Source organism: Acetobacter sp., assembly GCF_047721705.1.
Taxonomy (GTDB): Bacteria; Pseudomonadota; Alphaproteobacteria; order Acetobacterales; family Acetobacteraceae; genus Acetobacter.
This window is the reverse complement of sequence record NZ_JBDNXK010000015.1, coordinates 37,978-51,389: the sequence shown is the minus strand read 5'-3', so window position 1 is coordinate 51,389 and position 13,412 is coordinate 37,978. Positions and strand designations below refer to the sequence as shown.

Below are 13,412 nucleotides of genomic sequence, written 5' to 3'. Positions count from 1 at the left end.
CGCCCCCGCCCGTTGCTCCGCTGATGCGCAGATGAACGATGCGTCAGCGCCTCCGCAAGAAGCGCCGGTTGCGCAAAGCGATACCCGATCCGCTTCTGCAGACTCTCCAGCACATCCTGTCCCACGATTTCCCCGACTGTCACGATGGTTCAGTGCACGACATGGAAAATCCGGGCCCACCGGATTTCTGTCGGCCAGGACCAGAATTGCCAGATGGGATGCGTCATATCCACCGAGAAAAAGATCATGCCAGCCCGTCCGACAAGATTTTCCATCGGCACGAAGCCCAGATCCTCATCGCCCGTGCCCATGAAACGGCTGTCCGCGCTATGGTCGCGGTTATCGCCCATGGCAAAGAAATATCCCTCTGGCACGACGTAATCCGGCGTATCGTTTCGCAAGCCGTCCTGAGGGAAGCGAAGAACCTGATGCTCGACGGGAGGCGCTCCGGCGCTTCCGGGCAACGTCTCGCGGCACAGACTGCCGGGACGATTCAGGTGATTCTCGTCTTCCTCGATATACTCGCCTTCGGGATCGCAGTTCACTGCCACGCCGTTCAGGTAGAGCTGCCCGCCACGCATCTGAACGTGATCACCCGGCAAACCGATGATGCGCTTCACGTAATCGATGGACGGGTCTTTCGTGAAACGGAAAACCGCCACGTCGCCCCGATGCGGTTCGGCACCCCAGACACGCCCGCTGAAAAGATTGGGCGAAAGCGGCAGGGAGTATTTCGAATAGCCGTAACTGTATTTCGAGACCCAGAGATAATCACCAACCTGAAGCGTGGGAATCATGGACCCTGAAGGGATGTTGAATGGCTCATAAAAAAAGGTCCGGACAACCAGAACCAGCACAACCACGCTGACGAGCCAGCGGATGAAATCGAGCGCACTTTCCTTCTTCGGAGGCGCATTATCCTGCGCTTCTTCGTCAGTCTTCTCGTCGATCCAGTTCATTCCGTCTCCTGTGCGCCGGTTTTCAACCCACCACAGGGTCGGGGCTGGCGGGTGACGGCGGATGAAGCCGCTGCGCCCCCACCCTGTCAAGCGAAAGCATCAGATCAGAGGTAATGCTTCGATCAGAACCTGCGACAGGGCATAGGGCGTATCGTCCGTCATCGACAGGTGCACGCGCGCTGTCATTCCCGCCGGGACCAGAACCTGCAATCGCGCCTGAGCCCCGCCGAGGAGGGTCAGAACCGGCTGCCCCGAAGGCAGATTGCTCACACCGATCGTACTGTGAAACACACCCGCAGAAAAACCTGTTCCAAGCGCCTTGGCGCAGGCCTCCTTGGCAGCCCAGCGCTTGGCGTAGGTGCCGATACGGGCCTGTCCGCTTCGCCGTTCGGCGCTTCGACGCTCGGTTTCCGTAAAGACCCTGTTCAGGAAGCGCTCTCCAAACCGTTCGATGGAACGCTCGATGCGGCGCATGTCGCACAGATCCATCCCCGTGCCGATGATCATGAACGTGCTCTCTCCACCTGCGAAATCCCTTCGGCAGAGCGCAGGCCGCCGATCACACTGGAAAGATGCTTCAGATCACGGACCTCGATATCGACCAGCACTTCCATGAAGTCGAGTTGCCGATGCACGATCTTCAGATTGACGATGGATCCGTGCTGCTTGGACACGGCATTGGTGATCGTCGCCAGAGCAGCCGGTTCATTCGCGGCGATTACGGTTACACGCCCGATAAACGGCTCCGCTGGTGTGCCCGTTCCACCCGCGCTTAGTGCGGCATAATCCCAGTCGACATCAAGGAAACGCTCGGGTGTGTCCGCGAAGGACTCCAGCGTCTGGCAGGTTGCCGTGTGGATGGTCACGCCTTTTCCAGTCGCCACCACACCCACGATCCGGTCACCGGGAAGCGGGTGACAGCAACCGGCGAAATGCACTGCGATTCCGGCACCAAGCCCCACCAGAGGCGCACTGCCAGCGCCACCTTTCGGTTTGGCGACAGGCGCACGTGCGACGAAACCGGGCACCATGCGCGGACCGCGCGGAGTACGACGCAGTTCCGGGTAGGCCGTATAGACCACGTCGCGCGGGCCGATATTGCCCGTACCCACGGCGACATAAAGGTCTTCGACGGAAGCCTGCTTCAGGTCTTTCAGCAGCGTTTCCAGCACCTTTTCAGCGCCATCCACGCCTTCCTGACGGAAGGCCTTGGCCAACGCCGCCTTGCCGGAGTCGAGCGAGACCTGCCGCTGCTGCTGCGCCACATAACGCCGGATACGCGCGCGCGCCTTGCCGGTAACGACGAACCGTTCCCACGAGGGAGAAGGCGCCCCTCCGCGGGCGGTCATGATCTCGACCTGATCGCCGTTCTGAAGTTCGTAACGCAGCGGCACCAGCCGCCCATTCACCTTCGCGCCGACGCATGAATCGCCCACCTGACTGTGGACGGCATAGGCGAAATCCACAGGCGTCGCGCCAGCCGGAAGAGGAATCAGCTGCCCTTTCGGCGTGAAGCAGAAGACCTGATCCTGATAGAGTTCGAGCTTGGTGTTTTCGAGGAACTCGTCCGGCGCAGCCGAATCTTCCAGAATTTCAAGCAGATCCTGCACCCAGCGCGGGCGCTTCATCTTGCCGACAACCTCGTCCGGTGCCACGCCGGTAGGAAGCTGCTTGTAGGCCCAGTGCGCCGCCACGCCGTTTTCGGCGATGTCGTTCATCTCCTCGGTGCGGATTTGAACTTCAATTTTCTGGTTACGCGGATGACGCAGCGTCACGCCCGTATGCAGGCTCTGATAACCGTTGGCCTTCGGCGTGGAAATATAGTCCTTGAAACGCCCCGCGATCATCGGAAACGCGCCGTGAATCGCGCCCAACGCGGCATAACAGGCTTCGCGCGTATCAACGATGATGCGGAATGCCATGATATCGGAGAGCTGTTCGAACGCCACATTCCGGCGCTGCATCTTTTCCCAGATCGAGTAAGGCGACTTCTCGCGCCCCTTTACCTCGACATGCTCGATGCCCGATTCGTGGCAAAGGCGCGTCAACTCCTGCTTGACGTCCTCAATGATGTCCGCACCCTGCCCGCGCAGATAGTTGAGACGCGCGCGGATGGTTGCATCCGCCTCCGGCTCAAGCTGCGCGAACGCCAGATTCTGCAACTCGGTCTTGACCCGATCCATACCAATGCGACCGGCCAGCGGCGCATAGATATCCATCGTTTCACGGGCGATACGGCGGCGGCGGTCCTCGCGCTGCACGAAATGCAGCGTCCGCATATTGTGCAGTCGGTCGGCCAGCTTGACGATGAGGACGCGAATATCCCGCGACATCGCCAGCACGAGCTTGCGGAAATTCTCGGCTTGTTTGGTGCGATCGGACTGGAGCTCCAGACGCGTCAGCTTGGTGACGCCATCGACCAGTTCGGCAATCGTCGGGCCAAACTGCTCACGCAGGGTCTCGACCGTGATGCCGGTATCTTCGATCGTATCGTGAAGGAGAGCCGTCGCAATGGAGGGCACATCCATCCTGAACCGGGCCAGAATCATGGCCACTGCCAAAGGATGGGTAATGTAAGGGTCGCCCGCATCGCGGAACTGACCCTCATGCGCATCCCGGGCCACAGTGAAGGCCCGCCGGATCACCTCGACATTGGCATCCGGATTATAGCGCAGGACACGCTGGATCAGCCGATCCGGCGATATTTCGGAAGGTTCGTCCTCGTGAAACCCTGCGGGAACCATTCCGCCCACAAAGGTTGAGACCCGCTGCGTTTCCTGCCCCGTGCTCATGAATGCTCCACCGGAAAGCCGGGAGAACAGAACAGCGGCACGGGGCGTATCACGGAAATAACGGACCTCCTGAACCTGAGAACTTCAGCAAGCTGCGCTGAAGTTTATGGGGAAGGGATCAAGCCCTTCAGCGTTTGCCACGCCCCGACATTTCGGCCTCGAATGCCGCCTTCATTTCTTCAGGCGACAGATCAGTAACTTCTTCTTCCGCAGAGCTTTCCTGCAGGCCAAAGATGTTCTGTTCGGTCGGAATGAGGTCCATGACCTCTTCATCAGCAGGCTCCGGCTCCGGCGCACGGGCCAGCGAGCGGACGAGGTCGTTACGAAGCGGCTCGAGCTGCACGGTCTGTTCCGCGATCTCGCGAAGCGCGACGACAGGATTCTTGTCGTTGTCGCGATCGATGGTCAGCTCTTCACCACGCGACAGGTTGCGCGCCCGCTGAGCCGCCAGCAGAACCAGCTCGAAGCGGTTCGGCACTCTTTCGACGCAATCCTCGACTGTGACGCGTGCCATGGGGGCAACCTCCAAAATTCTGGTTAAAGAAGTTTTCTACCATTAAGAACCGCCATTGTGAAGGCTTATCGCCGCTCCACCCCTTACTTCGGGAGGCGCCTTATTGCCTGTGGCGGAAGTGCTGCGATGAGTTCATCAAGGGATCGCCCTGATTGAGGATCTTTCCAGTCAGGCATGACATCGCGAAGCGGCAGGAGAACAAAGGCACGACTGACCGCCCTCGGGTGCGGCAAAATAGGCGAACTGTCAGCACGGATCATCCCCCCCATATCGATCAGATCGAGGTCGAGCGGACGCGCCGCGTTCACGACCGTTCTCTGGCGCCCGAAAACAGCCTCAATCCCATGCAAACTGCCAAGAAGCATCTCTGGCGACAAAGAAGACTTGCCCAGTACGACCCCATTTATGTAGGGAGGCTGACCAGAGGGTGGAATCGGCTCACTCTCGTACCAGGCAGAAACTGCATCGATATGTAGACCCACGAGGTTCCGAAGTGCTTCCACGGCTGCTTCACAGGTGGCAGCCGGATCAAGAACCTGTCCGGTGACAGGGTCACGGCCTGCAAGATTTGCGCCCACCGCAATCACGACAAACACCGCCATCCCTCCTTAAACCGTCTCCACTGCAATCCATCTGGAAATTTTATGATTCTCCAAGACGCATAACCAACCCTTAACTTCTGCACCATATACGTTTCGGCATTAAAGGAAGACAAACTTAAATGATCAATCACAACAATGAACGAACCAGCCTTTTTATTGATGGTTCAAGTCTTTATTCAGCGTCACGCGGACTCGGATTTGATGTTGATTACAGGAAACTCCTAGAATACTTCTCCAAGAGATATAATCTACTGCGCGCAAATTACTATGCCGCCATTCTCGATACGGAAGAATATTCTCCCATCAAGCCCCTGACGGACTGGTTGTCCTACAACGGTTACTTTCTCGTCACGAAAACAGCCCGTGAATACACGGACCAGAACGGTCGCCGTCGTATCAAGGGCAACATGGATATCGAGATCGCCGTGGACATGATGGAAGCCGCGCCCCGGATCGACCATGCCATTCTGTTCACAGGCGATTCCGATTTCCGCCGGGTGGTGGAAGCTGTGCAGCGTCAGGGCGTGCGTGTTTCCGTGGTGTCTTCCATGCGGTCATCACCTCCGCTGATCGGTGATGAGCTCCGCCGTCAGACTGACCAGTTCATTGATCTGGCCGATATCGCCGACGAAATCACACGCCGTCAGACCGAACCCCGCACCCGTCAGACCCCCATCCGTCATCCGGCCGATCAACTGAGCGAGCCGGAGGAGTAAAAAGCCCATCGGACCGCCCGCTCATCCCGGCGGCAAGGCGGTCCGGGCTTACATAGGAGCGCCGCAAACAATATGGGAGTCACACTCTCACCCGCTATCGATGCTCCAACTGCCGACCAGCCTGTTGCCGCATGTTCTCTCTGCCCGCGTCTTGTCCGAAGCAGAGAGAAACTCGTCTTTTCTTCTCCTATCGTCCCCCATGGACCTTCGGACGCACCCGTTCTGATCGTTTGTCATGCTCCGGATCACACGCGGTCATCCGCAAAAGGACCGGCGTTTCTCGATCGGGAAGCGGAAACGCTTCTCTACAAGACCCTCGTCGAGTTCGACCTCGCCAAGCGTCACGTCAATGACAACGGAGAAGAGTGCATCATCCCGACAGGGAGCCGGGTTATCAGCGCCGTGCGCTGTCCTGCCCCTGCGGGTCTGCCGCAGCCTTCAGAAATCACGACCTGCAACCAGTTCCTGCGATCAGAACTACAGACAATGCCCAATCTCCGCATTGTCGTGACCCTCGGCGTACTGGCGCATAACGCCACCCTAGCCGCCTGCGGAATCCCCCTCTCCCGTGTCAATTTTCAACATGGGCAGATCACCAGCATGCCCGATGGGTTGAAGATCGCGAATAGCCACCCGCTGTCACGTCATACGTTCGACACGGGACAAGCCACACCAGCCCACTTCCGCAGCCTGATGGCCGCCGTTCGTCAGGAATTGGGAACGGAAGCCTGAAGCAAAAAGCAGCAGCACTCCACCCATTCGTGAGCATTCCCTCACTGGACGAACGCCCGCCAATCGGAAACCTTGGCGCTCATGAATCATTTCGGAGCGTCTGCACATGACCAAACTCACGCCTGAAAACACCCCGCGAATCGGTTTCGTCGGTTTTGGCGCCATGGCCAGCCGGATGGGCACCCATCTACGCAAAGCAGGCTATGTGGTAAGCGCCTATACGCCCTCGGGAAAAAGCCCCGACCCGGCTGTTCATATGCTTCCCTCTGCCCGAACGCTTGCCGAGCAGGCGGACGTCATTATTGCCTGTGTGCCGGATGACGAAGCCCTCGCCGCCTCGATGTATGGCGATGAAGGGGCGCTGGCTGGCATGAAATCCGGGTCAATGCTGATCAACACCTCGTCTGTCTCGCCCGAGGCCACAGAAGAACTGCTGAAAACAGGCAAGAAACACGGCATCACCGTTCTGGATGCGCCCGTCTCGGGCAGCACACCCGAAGCTGATTCGGCATCATTGGTTGTTCTGGCCGGCGGCAATGCGGAAGATATCGCGAATGCCGCACCCATCTTCGACACCATCGGCAAGCTCACCATTCATGCTGGCCCTTCCGGTAGCGGCGCACGGCTCAAGCTCGTCATCAACGGCATCATGGGCGCAGGCCTGACCACGCTGGCCGAAGCCGTGGGATATGGTCTTGCCGCCGGTCTCGACCGCTCCATGCTGTTCGACGCGCTTGATCAGGTTGCAGTCATCTCGCCGCACCACAAACGCAAGCTCAAGGCCGCGAAAGCAGGCAATTTCGAACCGCAGTTTCCGGCACGCCTGATGCAGAAAGATATGCGTCTGCTGCTGGACGCCGCCGCGCGGGAGGCTCTCCCGGTTCCCACGCTTGCCGCAGCCACCCAACAATTGTCACTGACGCGTCGGCTTTCACCAAACGAGGATTATTCCTCCCTGATCCGCGTCATGGAGAAACTCGTCGCCAACGACGTGTAATGGTGAGGATCAGCGGCGTCTGATCCCTGCCCATATCACGGCGCAACGGTCACCAAGTCCGCGCGTCGCATTCACCCCGACAGGGTCGCGCCGCAGATCACGCACCGCAAGGGTGGCCGGCAGCATGGCCAGCCCACCCTTGCGAATCGTCTGACGGTCGGGAAGAAAAGCCACGCCTTCAGCACGCAGACGCTGCACGACACCCGCCAAGCGATTTCCGTCCAGCAGGGACGCGCCGTCCGCGTCATGCGAGAGGCCCGCTTCCATCAGACATTCTTCCGGAAGCGGAAAACGACCACTCAGCAGCACCTGCGGCAGATGCCGTATCAGCACACCAACACCAAAGGCTGTCCCAGCACGTTTCATGGCAAACAGAAGCGCTTCATCCTGCTCGCCAAGCAATGAACCAATCATGCGCTGCATTTCCCCGGCGCTGTCCAGCATCGCTTCACGCCAAGCCTGCCAGTCGGGCAGGCGGCTGAGTTCGGCTTCGCGCGCATCGATCAATGTCAGGAGAGAGGAACTGGACACGCGACCGCTTTCCAGCAGATCGGCAATCGCAATCGCAACATCGTGACGCGCCAGCCTTCCCCGCTGCGGCTCTTCCACAACATCCCGCCACCATTGCAGACGGATCAATCCAGCCATCGGCCCCGTCACCTGTCCTGACACCGGCAGCACCAGCGCCTTCACCAGTTCACAGTTCAGCGCAATCAGGGAAAAGGCCGCCTCCCGCGCCGCAGGGGGCAGGAACATGGCGCAGAAAAAACGGTCCGGATCACATAACCGTGCAATCTCTTCGCAGGCTTTTTCTGTAGTTTGCAAAGCATCCTTTTGCACGGTCAAAGCGTTCCACCTTTCGACAGTGCCATACGCCGCTCATCATGGAAGTGTCTCTTGACGACCATCCTGACGGCACATAGCTGTGAAGGGCGACATTGTTTCGCTCTGCAATCGTGATTGCACTCCAAGGAGATTATCATGGCGTTTGATCTGCCAGCCCTTCCCTATTCCTATAACGCACTTGCTTCCAAGGGAATGTGCCAGGAAACTCTGGAACTTCATCACGACAAACATCATCAGGCCTATGTGACGGCCCTGAACAAGTTCGTCGAGGAAAAGCCGGCCCTTCAGGGCAAGTCGCTTGACGAGATCATCCTTGCCGTCAAGGGTGACGCCTCTCAGGCTCCGGTGTTCAACAATGCCGGTCAGCATTGGAACCACATCCTGTTCTGGGAAAACCTGTCCCCGAACGGTGGCGCAATTCCGCCAGCCCTTGAAGCCAAGATCAAGGAAGATCTCGGCAGCGTCGAGGCGTTCAAGGAAGAATTCAAGAAAGCTGCTGCATCCCAGTTCGGTTCCGGCTGGGCATGGCTTGTTCTGTCCCCGAGCGGCAAGCTCACGGTCACCAAGACGGCAAACGGCTCCAACCCGCTGGCCGAAGGTCAGGGCAAGGCGCTTCTCGGCCTCGACGTGTGGGAGCACGCTTACTATCTCGACTTCCGCAACCGTCGTCCGGACTACATCACCAACTACCTCGACAAGCTCGCCAACTACGAGTTCGCCGAAGCACAGCTGAAAGCCGGCTGATCAGCAGGTTTGACGCAAAAGGGGCCGGAATAATGTTCCGGCCCCTTTCACATTGGAAAACAACTTTTTAAAATTAGCAGTCTCAACCGGGACGGTTTTCAATATAAAGCTTAAAAGTCTTGTCCGGAACCCTGCAATATCAGGTTCCGCAATAACCTCGGGACTTGAACAGCCCATCAAATAAAAACAAAAATCATTTACTGTAATGACTGCCGCGCAATGCGGCGTTGTAGTGATTTTGCATCACTACCAAAGTAGAGTTAAAATGTATCAGCCCTTGGCGCCCCATGCCGCCAGTTGGTCAACAATGGCCTGAGACGTCATCTGCTTCGCCTGCGACAGAGCCAGAACGTTATCGCTGTTCAGAAGTTTTCCGGCGGAAGACAGCACCAGAACGGTAGGCACCCCCTCGACAGTGACGCCATAGGTTTTGGCGATATCCATGTTCGTATTGAGCCGCCCGACATTGACCAGCGCCACCTCGAAATTCTGCGCTACCCACGCAGCCACGGAGGGAAGAGCCAGCACACCCGCCAGCGCCCAGCAATCGGGAGACCAGTTTCCGCCGAAGATCAGAAGAACCGGCCGCCCACTGGTTTTCGCACGCGCGAGGGCGGCGTTCACAGTCACGGTTGCCGTCTCCGATGCCGCGTAGGGCACGACGGAGGGCGTAACCGGATCTTTCGTCAGTGTAGGCGTTGCCGTCATCGTCCGCGCCTGTGCCGAGACAGTGACGAAGCCAGACAGAATCAGACAACTTGCAGAATAAACAAGAAAATTACGCAACCGCATCACAGCTCCTCTCTCCGTGGTCCGTGATGTCGTCTTTTCTCTGTCACAACCGGGTCATGCAACGATATAATTGCAGGATTCAGAAAATTCCGTTCTCCGCCCAGAAGAACGTCACTTCATGCTTGTTGTTGAACAGGTGCGCCAGATGCGCGCCGGGAATGGCGGCAAACTGATCCAGAATTGCGAAATCCGTTTCACCCTGAAACTTTACGCTCAGAACAATCCGCGCAGCTTTTTCCGCTTCAATCCAGCGCCGGACCAATGCCAGCAGGCGATCCGGATATGCGATCACATCGGAAAAAAGCCAGTCCACACGCGGCTCATTGCGAGCTTCAAGTCCGAATGCACTCTCCTGTCTGAAGGAAACACCGGGAAGAGCCGCAACCGATGGTGCCAACGGAGCACGGTCCACGGCCGTTACGGACGCCCCAAGCTGCGCGATGGCCCATGTCCATCCCCCGGGCGTTGCTCCCAGATCCAGGCAGGTTTCATTCGGCATCGGCCAGCGACCAAGATGCGTGCAGGCCTCCCACAATTTCAGATAAGCGCGTGAAGGTGGCCCTTCACGATCTTCCACGAACTTCACTTCTCCCATTGGAAAAGGGCTGGTTTTTGCAGGAGAAAATAAAATGCGGTCAGGAGCCAGCAGTGTCCATGCGCCCAGTGGACTGGATGGTGGCTGCTGCGGAAAGACCAGCGGCGCTGCTTTTACAGGCGGCAACTTGTCGACAATTAGAGCGGCGCGCCGAAAAAACTCGACCGGAACAGCAGACCAGTTGCGTTGGTAACTTCGTAAAAGCCGTGCTGCGTCACCGATCGATGCAATCGTGCGTATTTCCGGCGCTGTCCATATGTCGAGCGCCCAGATACTGGCCACGGGAGGGGATGCGCAGAGCGCCAACCGCCCCCACCATTCAATCGAGGTTACGCCAAGGCGCTCCAGTTCCTTATGCAGCACAGCCTCATAACCGGGAGGCGCAACGTAGACGCTGCCAATCATTTTATCGGCCTCAGTCATGGTCGAATACACACGCGATACTCAGCACCAGCCACGACAGGATCAACAGAGAGCCACCCGTAGGTGCTATCGCCCCCAGATGGCGACCGGAAAAGGCAGTGACGTAGAGCGCCCCACAAAACAGCAGAGCACCGGGCAGCATCATGCTGCCTGCCAGAGCCTGCACACGGGACGGACGGCGTAGACCTAGACCAAGCGCCACCAGCGCCAGCCCGTGCCACATCTGCATCTGCACGGCCTCCCGCATGATGTCGCGCCCCTCCGGCAGCCCAAATTTTTCTGCTGGCAGATGAGCGGCGAGCGCTCCCATCACCAGAGCGACGGACGCCATCAAGGCTCCCAGCACCCGCCATATCCGTGCAATGCGCATCTCACTCCCACTCACGCTGTCGTGTCCGGATGCTTTCACGTCTGAGCGTCATAATCACCCCGAAAACATCTCAATTATGCCAAAAACAAAGTTCGTGGTAACCGCGAGACGGGAAACCGGCAAGAAAAGCAAGCAAGACTGGCGGCGGTTTCCACAGACACACCTCTAGCCAAGAGTATGACCATGAAAACATTCAGCAAGATCGTAGCCATCGCTGCGCTGTCGAGCGTCGCAGCCTGCGCCACTACGCCGCCGCCGCCGCCGCCGCCGCCAGCTCCTGTCGCTCTGGCTGCAACGGATTCCTCTTTCGTGCAGAGTATTGCCCAGATGAATCTGGCGGAAACCGCTCTGGCCAAACTGGCGGTGAACAATTCCTCGACCGCCGGGGTCCGCAGCTACGCCCAGCACATCATTGCCGATCACACCAGTGAGCAGGATCGTCTCAAGACAATCGCTTCCGCCCACGGCATGTCTCTCCCGACAGATCCCAGCGCCGATGATCAAAAAACGATCAAGACATTGGGAGAAGAAAAGGGCCTGAAATTCAATCGCGCCTATATCGCCAATACGATCGACGCCCATAAAAAGGCTATCAAGCTTGCCGCTGATGAAGCGACCAACTCAACCGACGCGGATCTGAAATCCTTCGCCAGCGATTTCCAGAAGACGGCACAGGCCCATCTGGAATCAGCCAAGAAGCTCCAGGGCCACAAGGAACATTCCGGCATGTATCGTGGTCGGCGTCATCCGCACACGCATCCTCATTCACAGGCCAACTGACGATACCAAGGCGGGAGAACATCCCGCCTTTCCATTATTCCGCTTTTTCACTGGATATTTTGTCATTCAAGAGATGCGTTGAACATAGTCTCTCAGAGCAATAACTCTTCGAGCATATATTGATTTCCGCAATTCTTTCTGGAACAGAAAAGACTTTTCAGACGAGATTCAAACACTGATTTCAGAAAGTTTTTTCAACGCGCACGCCTCGGCGACAAGTGCTGGAACAAGGCACACACCCAGCGGAAAACCTATGACAGCAGTAGCAGCCATGTGAAAAATCAGAGTAGCCCAGACAGAAGATTTCATAGGCCGCTCAACGCCCGCAACGAACGTCACCAATCCAGCGACCACGAGCAGCACCGGCACATAGCGGGAAAGTACCACCTGCCAGAATGAGTGTGTGCCGACAGCATCTCCCAGTCCGGTCATTGCCGCTTCAATATGGCGTCCGGTTGTCAGCCATACGGCCAGATCGAACAGCAGCCTGAAAGGAAGAAACAGAGCTTCCAGCACAGTCTGAAGGAGCAGAAGAAAACCGGAGACCATTCCAGGGACAAGAAGAACAGCAATAGTAAAGGCGCAGGAAAGAACAACAACAAGGCGAAAAAGCCTTACGCTCTTCACCACATTCGTCTTCTCAGGCCCAGATGGAAAGACTGTCAGTCTTTCCACCATTTGACCGGCTGCTGTCCCTCTTCATCCTGCTCCAGAGCATCATCGGAAAACTGCAACTGACGTGGGGACTTTTTCGCCTTCTGCCGCAGCTCCCGCATTTCAGCGAGCACCTGCTGCATCGCCGCACGCTCGTTACGAAGTTCGACGTTCCTGTCAGCCAGTTCCATGTCACGCGTTGCCAGAGCCTGTTTCAGTTCAGAAACCAGAACTTCCGCATGCCCCAGACGTGTTTCGAGAGAACGCTGCGCTGCTTCCAGTTCATGCACCTGACGTTCAGCATCCTGCCGCGCGCGCTTTTCATTCTCCAATGTCTTATTTGCAGTTTTCACGCCGTTGTCACCTGACGACGTCAGGGGTGAAGGGCGCGATGGAGAACGGGAGAAGGAATTATGCTCCACCGGAATGTCGCCATCACGGACAAAACGCCGTTTACGCATCTGTCCCGTGGACTCCATCGTCGGCCGGGAGGAGAGACGAAGAGGTTCACTTTCATTACGGCGATTATTACTCGAAGGGGAAGCTGCCTTCTGAGAACCCATCCGGTTCAATGCCCGGAGGGCTGCCTGTTCAACATCGTGATCAATAAGATCGTCCTGCACGGACGTTTTCTCCGTACGGGTCATTTTCAACAATCGTTTTTCCACCAGTATTCTTTCAAAATATTTCCCGTCTCAGCATCCTGACGCGATACGAAAGAATGGCGAATGGCCCAACAGGTTGCTTAAGCCGCACCATACATATTTATGCGCCTGCCGCGCCGGAGACACGGGAATCAACGCTTTTTACCACGGGGTTATCCAGCCGTTAGCATGATACCGGATAGACAGCAAGTAATACGCGCTGCCTTTTTTCTTACATCGCGGAAGGATTCC

16 protein-coding genes are annotated in these 13,412 nt (G+C 57.4%); 5 read left to right on the top strand and 11 right to left on the bottom strand.

Annotated features, from left to right (window positions below):
* Positions 1 to 149: 149 nt before the first annotated feature.
* The 5 genes from lepB to folK all read right to left on the bottom strand — a co-directional run bounded on the left by lepB (position 150) and on the right by folK (position 4,867).
* Positions 150 to 959, bottom strand: a complete 810-nt coding sequence (gene lepB / locus ABF824_RS04420) for a signal peptidase I (RefSeq protein ID WP_415486675.1) — start codon at positions 957 to 959, stop codon at positions 150 to 152.
* 99 nt (positions 960 to 1,058) lie between these two features.
* Complete coding sequence (acpS, locus tag ABF824_RS04415; protein WP_415486674.1) at positions 1,059 to 1,466, bottom strand: holo-ACP synthase; 408 nt, start codon at positions 1,464 to 1,466, stop codon at positions 1,059 to 1,061.
* On the bottom strand, positions 1,463 to 3,703 hold the full coding sequence (locus ABF824_RS04410; protein ID WP_415486677.1) for a RelA/SpoT family protein: 2,241 nt from the start codon (positions 3,701 to 3,703) through the stop codon (positions 1,463 to 1,465). Before ABF824_RS04410 ends, acpS begins: the two co-directional genes overlap by 4 nt.
* Positions 3,704 to 3,878: 175 nt before the next feature.
* Positions 3,879 to 4,265, bottom strand: a complete 387-nt coding sequence (rpoZ, locus tag ABF824_RS04405; protein ID WP_415486673.1) for a DNA-directed RNA polymerase subunit omega — start codon at positions 4,263 to 4,265, stop codon at positions 3,879 to 3,881.
* 83 nt (positions 4,266 to 4,348) lie between these two features.
* A complete protein-coding gene (folK, locus tag ABF824_RS04400; RefSeq protein WP_415486672.1) occupies positions 4,349 to 4,867 on the bottom strand; it encodes a 2-amino-4-hydroxy-6-hydroxymethyldihydropteridine diphosphokinase in 519 nt (172 codons plus the stop codon).
* Positions 4,868 to 4,986: 119 nt separating this feature from the next.
* Here folK and ABF824_RS04395 point away from each other — a divergent pair, with 119 nt between their 5' ends.
* The 3 genes from ABF824_RS04395 (at position 4,987) to ABF824_RS04385 (ending at position 7,312) form a co-directional block, all read left to right on the top strand.
* Positions 4,987 to 5,583: an NYN domain-containing protein gene (locus tag ABF824_RS04395; protein WP_415486671.1), complete on the top strand. Its 597-nt coding sequence runs from the start codon at positions 4,987 to 4,989 to the stop codon at positions 5,581 to 5,583.
* 72 nt (positions 5,584 to 5,655) lie between these two features.
* The gene (locus tag ABF824_RS04390) at positions 5,656 to 6,315 is read left to right on the top strand and encodes a uracil-DNA glycosylase family protein (protein WP_415486670.1); all 660 of its coding nucleotides are present in this window, start codon (positions 5,656 to 5,658) and stop codon (positions 6,313 to 6,315) included.
* Between the two features lie 106 nt (positions 6,316 to 6,421).
* Positions 6,422 to 7,312: an NAD(P)-dependent oxidoreductase gene (locus ABF824_RS04385; RefSeq protein ID WP_415486669.1), complete on the top strand. Its 891-nt coding sequence runs from the start codon at positions 6,422 to 6,424 to the stop codon at positions 7,310 to 7,312.
* A 9-nt stretch (positions 7,313 to 7,321) separates the two neighbouring features.
* Here the strand turns inward: ABF824_RS04385 and ABF824_RS04380 are convergent, their stop codons facing one another.
* Positions 7,322 to 8,152 carry a squalene/phytoene synthase family protein gene (locus ABF824_RS04380; protein WP_415486668.1) on the bottom strand — a complete coding sequence of 277 codons (831 nt, stop codon included), beginning with the start codon at positions 8,150 to 8,152 and terminating at the stop codon, positions 7,322 to 7,324.
* A 141-nt stretch (positions 8,153 to 8,293) separates the two neighbouring features.
* Here ABF824_RS04380 and ABF824_RS04375 point away from each other — a divergent pair, with 141 nt between their 5' ends.
* Entirely contained in the window at positions 8,294 to 8,902 is a 609-nt protein-coding gene (locus tag ABF824_RS04375; RefSeq protein WP_415486667.1) for a superoxide dismutase, read from the top strand.
* 270 nt (positions 8,903 to 9,172) lie between these two features.
* On the opposite strand, the gene ABF824_RS04370 is transcribed toward ABF824_RS04375, so the two are convergent.
* The 3 genes from ABF824_RS04370 to ABF824_RS04360 all read right to left on the bottom strand — a co-directional run bounded on the left by ABF824_RS04370 (position 9,173) and on the right by ABF824_RS04360 (position 11,097).
* Entirely contained in the window at positions 9,173 to 9,610 is a 438-nt protein-coding gene (locus ABF824_RS04370; protein WP_415486666.1) for a thioredoxin family protein, read from the bottom strand.
* 163 nt (positions 9,611 to 9,773) lie between these two features.
* Entirely contained in the window at positions 9,774 to 10,712 is a 939-nt protein-coding gene (locus ABF824_RS04365; protein WP_415486665.1) for an SAM-dependent methyltransferase, read from the bottom strand.
* Positions 10,705 to 11,097 (bottom strand): DUF423 domain-containing protein, encoded by a 393-nt coding sequence (locus tag ABF824_RS04360; protein ID WP_415486664.1) that lies wholly within the window; start codon positions 11,095 to 11,097, stop codon positions 10,705 to 10,707. The genes ABF824_RS04365 and ABF824_RS04360 overlap by 8 nt, the downstream gene beginning before the upstream one ends.
* 168 nt (positions 11,098 to 11,265) lie before the next feature.
* Between ABF824_RS04360 and ABF824_RS04355 the strand changes: the two genes are divergently transcribed.
* Positions 11,266 to 11,862 carry a DUF4142 domain-containing protein gene (locus tag ABF824_RS04355; RefSeq protein WP_415486663.1) on the top strand — a complete coding sequence of 199 codons (597 nt, stop codon included), beginning with the start codon at positions 11,266 to 11,268 and terminating at the stop codon, positions 11,860 to 11,862.
* Positions 11,863 to 12,030: 168 nt separating this feature from the next.
* On the opposite strand, the gene ABF824_RS04350 is transcribed toward ABF824_RS04355, so the two are convergent.
* Together ABF824_RS04350 and ABF824_RS04345 are read right to left on the bottom strand one after the other, a co-directional pair.
* Positions 12,031 to 12,540, bottom strand: a complete 510-nt coding sequence (locus ABF824_RS04350) for a hypothetical protein (protein ID WP_415486662.1) — start codon at positions 12,538 to 12,540, stop codon at positions 12,031 to 12,033.
* On the bottom strand, positions 12,525 to 13,163 hold the full coding sequence (locus ABF824_RS04345) for a hypothetical protein (protein WP_415486661.1): 639 nt from the start codon (positions 13,161 to 13,163) through the stop codon (positions 12,525 to 12,527). The genes ABF824_RS04350 and ABF824_RS04345 overlap by 16 nt, the downstream gene beginning before the upstream one ends.
* Between the last annotated feature and the right edge of the window lie 249 nt (positions 13,164 to 13,412).

Bases quoted from the DNA above. Each gene is read 5' to 3' on its own strand.
- ABF824_RS04395 (WP_415486671.1), top strand. From the start codon at position 4,987: ATGATCAATCACAACAATGAACGAACCAGCCTTTTTATTGATGGTTCA.
- ABF824_RS04355 (WP_415486663.1), top strand. From the start codon at position 11,266: ATGAAAACATTCAGCAAGATCGTAGCCATCGCTGCGCTGTCGAGCGTC.
- ABF824_RS04365 (WP_415486665.1), bottom strand. From the start codon at position 10,712: ATGACTGAGGCCGATAAAATGATTGGCAGCGTCTACGTTGCGCCTCCC.
- ABF824_RS04385 (WP_415486669.1), top strand. From the start codon at position 6,422: ATGACCAAACTCACGCCTGAAAACACCCCGCGAATCGGTTTCGTCGGT.
- acpS (WP_415486674.1), bottom strand. From the start codon at position 1,466: ATGATCATCGGCACGGGGATGGATCTGTGCGACATGCGCCGCATCGAG.
- lepB (WP_415486675.1), bottom strand. From the start codon at position 959: ATGAACTGGATCGACGAGAAGACTGACGAAGAAGCGCAGGATAATGCG.
- ABF824_RS04410 (WP_415486677.1), bottom strand. From the start codon at position 3,703: ATGGTTCCCGCAGGGTTTCACGAGGACGAACCTTCCGAAATATCGCCG.
- ABF824_RS04390 (WP_415486670.1), top strand. From the start codon at position 5,656: ATGGGAGTCACACTCTCACCCGCTATCGATGCTCCAACTGCCGACCAG.
- rpoZ (WP_415486673.1), bottom strand. From the start codon at position 4,265: ATGGCACGCGTCACAGTCGAGGATTGCGTCGAAAGAGTGCCGAACCGC.
- folK (WP_415486672.1), bottom strand. From the start codon at position 4,867: ATGGCGGTGTTTGTCGTGATTGCGGTGGGCGCAAATCTTGCAGGCCGT.
- ABF824_RS04345 (WP_415486661.1), bottom strand. From the start codon at position 13,163: ATGACCCGTACGGAGAAAACGTCCGTGCAGGACGATCTTATTGATCAC.
- ABF824_RS04370 (WP_415486666.1), bottom strand. From the start codon at position 9,610: ATGACGGCAACGCCTACACTGACGAAAGATCCGGTTACGCCCTCCGTC.
- ABF824_RS04375 (WP_415486667.1), top strand. From the start codon at position 8,294: ATGGCGTTTGATCTGCCAGCCCTTCCCTATTCCTATAACGCACTTGCT.
- ABF824_RS04350 (WP_415486662.1), bottom strand. From the start codon at position 12,540: ATGGTGGAAAGACTGACAGTCTTTCCATCTGGGCCTGAGAAGACGAAT.